Origin of the sequence: Streptomyces sp. URMC 126 (assembly GCF_051386555.1) — a bacterium.
In the GTDB taxonomy this organism is placed as follows: domain Bacteria; phylum Actinomycetota; class Actinomycetes; order Streptomycetales; family Streptomycetaceae; genus Streptomyces.
Window position 1 is genome coordinate 1 of record NZ_JBPQTX010000465.1, and the last position, 4,018, is coordinate 4,018.

Consider the following 4,018-nt stretch of genomic DNA (forward strand, 5'->3'; position numbering starts at 1 on the left):
GGGCGGGCCCCCGGACCCCCTGACACCGCGCGCCCCGCGCGGTCGTCCGGAGGGGCAGGGCGGGCTACCCCCTCCGGGTGCGACCCGCCCCCCGGTCGGTCAACTCACCGCCCGTGGCTCCTCGTTCGCCGACTGGACACCGTCCAGATCGTCGGCGTAGTACTCGATCGCCCGCCGATAGCGCCGTACCCTCGGGTCCTCGCTGGTGCCGGCCAGGGCCTTCAGCAGGAGCCGGACCGCCTCGCGGCCCTCGCCCTCGTTGTACAGCGCCATCGCCAGGAAAGCCCGCAGGGCAGGGTCGTCGGGGAATTCCTCGAGCCCTCGCCGCAGGGTCCGCACGGCCTCCCCGTAGGCGCCCAGGACCCGGTGCGTGCTCCCCAGCCCGAGGAAGGCCCCGTGCCGGCTGTCCCTCGACAGGCCGGGGCCGCCCAAGGCCCGCTCGTAGAACGGGACGGCTTCCCGCTCCAGGCCGAGGACGTCGTGCGCCCAAGCCGTCTGGTAGGCGATCTCGGCGTCCTCGGGATGTCGCGAGGCCAGTTCCAGCAGTGCCTCCCGGGCCTGTCCGGCCCGGCCCTGTTCCCGCAACCGCACCGCTCGCGCCAGCTCCGCGGCCTTATCGCGATCATCGCTCATGCCGCCCTACCGTGGCACACCCGCCCCACCTGCACCACACCGGACCGCTCACGAGGCGCTGCCCCGGCCGACGGCGGGCCGCGGGGCCGCGTCCTCCCCGGTCACCTCCCTCAGGTACGCCTCCGCCCGCTCCTCCTCGTAGAACCAGTCCTCGAAGTCGGCCGGGTCGTCGTACCCGTTGGCGAAGCGGTCGGCGACGGCCTGGACGGCGGAAGCGGCGCCGATGAGCCGCTGGGCGTGGAGCGGGAGCGGGGCGAGCATCGCGTTGGTCCAGCGGGTGGCGTGCCGGGCCGCCGTGGCCCAGTGCCGGTCGGAGACGGAACGCATCCACGCCTCGTCGAACGGGCCGTCGCCGCGCTCGACGATGGCCGCGAGGCAGGACGCGGCGCACTTGGCGGCCGAGTTGGCGCCCTGTCCGGCGACCGGGTCGTCGACGACCACCGCGTCGCCGATCCCCAGGACGAGGCCGCCGGAGGGGAGCCGGCCGACGGGGTCGCGGACCACGGGGGTGTAGCGGCCGGCGAGCGTGGCGCCCGCGTCGGTGAGTTCGACCTGGGTGGCGCGGCCGTACTCCCAGGGCGCGTACCGCTCCATGAGCTCCAGCACCCGGCCCAGGTGCTCCCCCGGGCTCTCGCCCGTGCCGAAGACGTCGAGGGGGCCGCCGGGGAGGCCCTCCCAGAAGAGGATGTCGGCGCGGCCGGTGAGGGTCAGGGCAGGGATCACCAGCAGTTCGCCGACGCCGGGCACGAGGGTGCAGCGGACGGCGTCGTACTCGGGGTGTTCGGGGCGCGGGCCCAGGCCGTGCACGTAGGCCAGGGCGAGGCAGCGCTGCGGCGCGGCGTACGGGGAGCGGGCGGGGTCGCGGTCGAAGAGGGAGACCAGCTCGCCCTTGCCCGCGGCGACCAGCACCAGGTCGTAGTGGTGGGCGAAGAAGTCCAGGTCGCAGACGGTGGCGCCGTGGAGGACCAGCTTGCCGCCGCGCGCCGCGAAGGTCTCCAGCCAGCCGGCCATCTTCAGCCGCTGGTCGACGGAGCGGGCGGGCGCGTCCAGCCGGCCGACCCAGTCGACGATGCGCCGCACCCGCCCGGCGGGGGCCACGGACGGGAGCGGCGGGCCGGCCACCGAGAAGCCGAACCCCTCGATGGGCGGGGCGTGGTCCTCCCAGAAGCCGAGGCCGAGCTCGCGCTCGTGCGCCAGGGCGGTGCCGAACATGACCTGGGTGGAGGTGACACGGCCGGCGCGCATCTCGTCCGGGGTGCGGTTGGAGAGCAGCGTCACGTCGTAGTCGCGGGCCTGGAGGCCGAGGGCGAGCTGGAGTCCGGACTGGCCGGCGCCGACTATGAGGATGCGTCGCACGTTTCCCTGTCCCGTCTCCGCGTCACGCGCCCTCAGCGCGTTTCCGGGGTGACGTCGAGGGCGCGGCCGACGAGGGTCAGCAGCGAGTCGACGACCGTGCTCCGCTCCCGCGCGTCCATGATCAGAACCGGGATGTCGGCGGTCAGCGACAGCGCCTCACGGACCTCCTCCGCCTCGTGCCGGGGCGTTCCCTCGAAGTGGTTGACGGCGACGATGTACGGCAGGCCGCTGCTCTCGAAGTAGTCGAGGGCGGGGAAGCAGTCCGCGAGCCGGCGGGTGTCGCAGAGGACCACGGCCCCGATGGCGCCGCGCACCAGGTCGTCCCACATAAACCAGAACCGCTGCTGGCCGGGGGTGCCGAACAGGTAGAGGACGAGGTCGGGTTCGAGGGTGATCCGGCCGAAGTCCATGGCGACCGTGGTGGTGGCCTTCTCGGGGACCGCGACGGCGTCGTCCACCTCCTCGCCGGCGACCGTCATCACGGCCTCCGTGCGCAGCGGGGTGATCTCCGATACCGAGCCCACGAACGTCGTCTTGCCCACGCCGAAGCCGCCCGCGACGACGATCTTCGTGGCGGCGGGGGCCCGGGTCCGGCCTTCCGGGGCGTGCTGCGGGCGTTCCCGTACGGGTTCGGAGCCCGCTATCGTCTCGGTCTCAGATCCTGCGAAGTCCACACTGGACCCTTTCGAGCAGCGCGCGGTCGGGCCGTCCGGTGCCGTGACCGGGGCCGTAGACGCGGATTCTTCCCTGGTCCGCCAGATCGCCCAAGAGGACGCGGACCACTCCCAGCGGCATCCTCAGCAGCGCCGAGACCTCGGCGACGGCCCGCAGCCCGCGGCAGAGCCCGACGATGGCGCCCGCCTCCGGCGGCAGCCGGGCGGCGCTCGCGTCGCCGGCCCGCCGCTCGTGCGCCTGCACGAACGTCTCCACCTGGAGGACGTGCCCGCAGGGGGCCCGGCCGCCCGCGGCCGAGTACGGGCGCACCCGGGCCGTCCGGCCCCGGCGCGCCGGAGCGGGGGCCGGGGCCCTGGCGGGTACGGCGCAGCCTCCGGTCATCTGACCGCCTCCACCGACTGCCGTAGTTCGCGGCGGAGTTCGGGGGTCAGGACGTGTCCGGCGCGGCCGACGAACAGGGCCATGTGGTAGGCGACGACGCTCATGTCGCAGTCGGGGGCGGTGTGGACGCCCAGCAGCGAGCCGTCGCTGATGGTCATGACGAACAGGCTGCCCTCCTCCATGGCCACCATGGTCTGCTTGACCGGACCCCCGTCCATCAGGGACGCCGCCCCGGTGGTGAGGCTGCCGAGGCCGGCGACGATCGTCGCCAGGTCGGCGGTGGAGTGCCGGGGGCCGTCCACCGGGCCGCCGCCGTCCGGCCGTTGCCCCGGGTCGGAGGAGAGCAGCAGCAGGCCGTCGGAGGAGACGACCGCCACCGAGCGGACGCCGGGCACCTCCTCGACCACGTCGGTCAGCAGCCACTGGAGGTTGCGGGCCTCGTGGCTCAGTCCGTAGCCGACGCCACCGGGGATTCCGGAACTGCCGGGAATTCCGGGGGTGCCGACGGGGGTGACGGGGGTCGCCCCCCGGGAAAATGCAGTCAACCGCGTGCCTCCTCGACATCACCGATACCACCGACATCACCGACGTCACCGCCCGCGTGCGGCGGCGGCGCCGCCCGGCGCCGGTCACCGTCACGCCCCGCGAGCTCCTGCTCCACGTCGCGCCGGCCCTCCCGCGCCCCCTGCTGGAACCCGGCGAGCCTGGCCCGCAGCGCCTCCGCGTCCACGCCCTTGCGCACCCGCTGGACGGGCGGGGGCTGCGGCACCGTCCGCGGGGTGCGCTTGGGCAGGCCGGTTCCGGTGAGCTCGCCCTGGTACGGGTCCGGCGGGCTCTGCGGGTGCGTCGGGTGCGGATCCCGGCCGGCCGGGCGGGCGTGCCGGCCGCCGCACGCGGGCGACGTGATGCTGTCCGTCCAGGACGAGGGCATCGGCATGGCCCCCGACCGGCTGGAGCAGATCAACTCCCTGCT

The 4,018-nt window shown here is 74.6% G+C and carries 5 protein-coding genes and 1 pseudogene; all 6 read right to left on the reverse strand.

Annotated elements, in window-relative coordinates; translation table 11 throughout:
- Nucleotides 1-99: 99 nt before the first annotated feature.
- Nucleotides 100-633, reverse strand: a complete 534-nt coding sequence (locus ACSNOK_RS31395; protein WP_436784193.1) for a tetratricopeptide repeat protein — start codon at nucleotides 631-633, stop codon at nucleotides 100-102.
- 48 nt (nucleotides 634-681) lie between these two features.
- On the reverse strand, nucleotides 682-1,989 hold the full coding sequence (locus tag ACSNOK_RS31400; RefSeq protein WP_436784194.1) for a styrene monooxygenase/indole monooxygenase family protein: 1,308 nt from the start codon (nucleotides 1,987-1,989) through the stop codon (nucleotides 682-684).
- Nucleotides 1,990-2,021: 32 nt separating this feature from the next.
- Nucleotides 2,022-2,633: a GTP-binding protein gene (locus ACSNOK_RS31405; RefSeq protein WP_436784196.1), complete on the reverse strand. Its 612-nt coding sequence runs from the start codon at nucleotides 2,631-2,633 to the stop codon at nucleotides 2,022-2,024.
- Nucleotides 2,634-2,643: 10 nt separating this feature from the next.
- A complete protein-coding gene (locus ACSNOK_RS31410) occupies nucleotides 2,644-3,045 on the reverse strand; it encodes a DUF742 domain-containing protein (RefSeq protein ID WP_436784195.1) in 402 nt (133 codons plus the stop codon).
- The gene (locus tag ACSNOK_RS31415; protein ID WP_436784197.1) at nucleotides 3,042-3,536 is read right to left on the reverse strand and encodes a roadblock/LC7 domain-containing protein; all 495 of its coding nucleotides are present in this window, start codon (nucleotides 3,534-3,536) and stop codon (nucleotides 3,042-3,044) included. Before ACSNOK_RS31415 ends, ACSNOK_RS31410 begins: the two co-directional genes overlap by 4 nt.
- A 50-nt stretch (nucleotides 3,537-3,586) precedes the next feature.
- Nucleotides 3,587-4,018: pseudogene (locus tag ACSNOK_RS31420) on the reverse strand (histidine kinase); the annotation flags it as partial.

Bases quoted from the DNA above. Each gene is read 5' to 3' on its own strand.
- ACSNOK_RS31395 (WP_436784193.1), bottom strand. From the start codon at position 633: ATGAGCGATGATCGCGATAAGGCCGCGGAGCTGGCGCGAGCGGTGCGG.
- ACSNOK_RS31410 (WP_436784195.1), bottom strand. From the start codon at position 3,045: ATGACCGGAGGCTGCGCCGTACCCGCCAGGGCCCCGGCCCCCGCTCCG.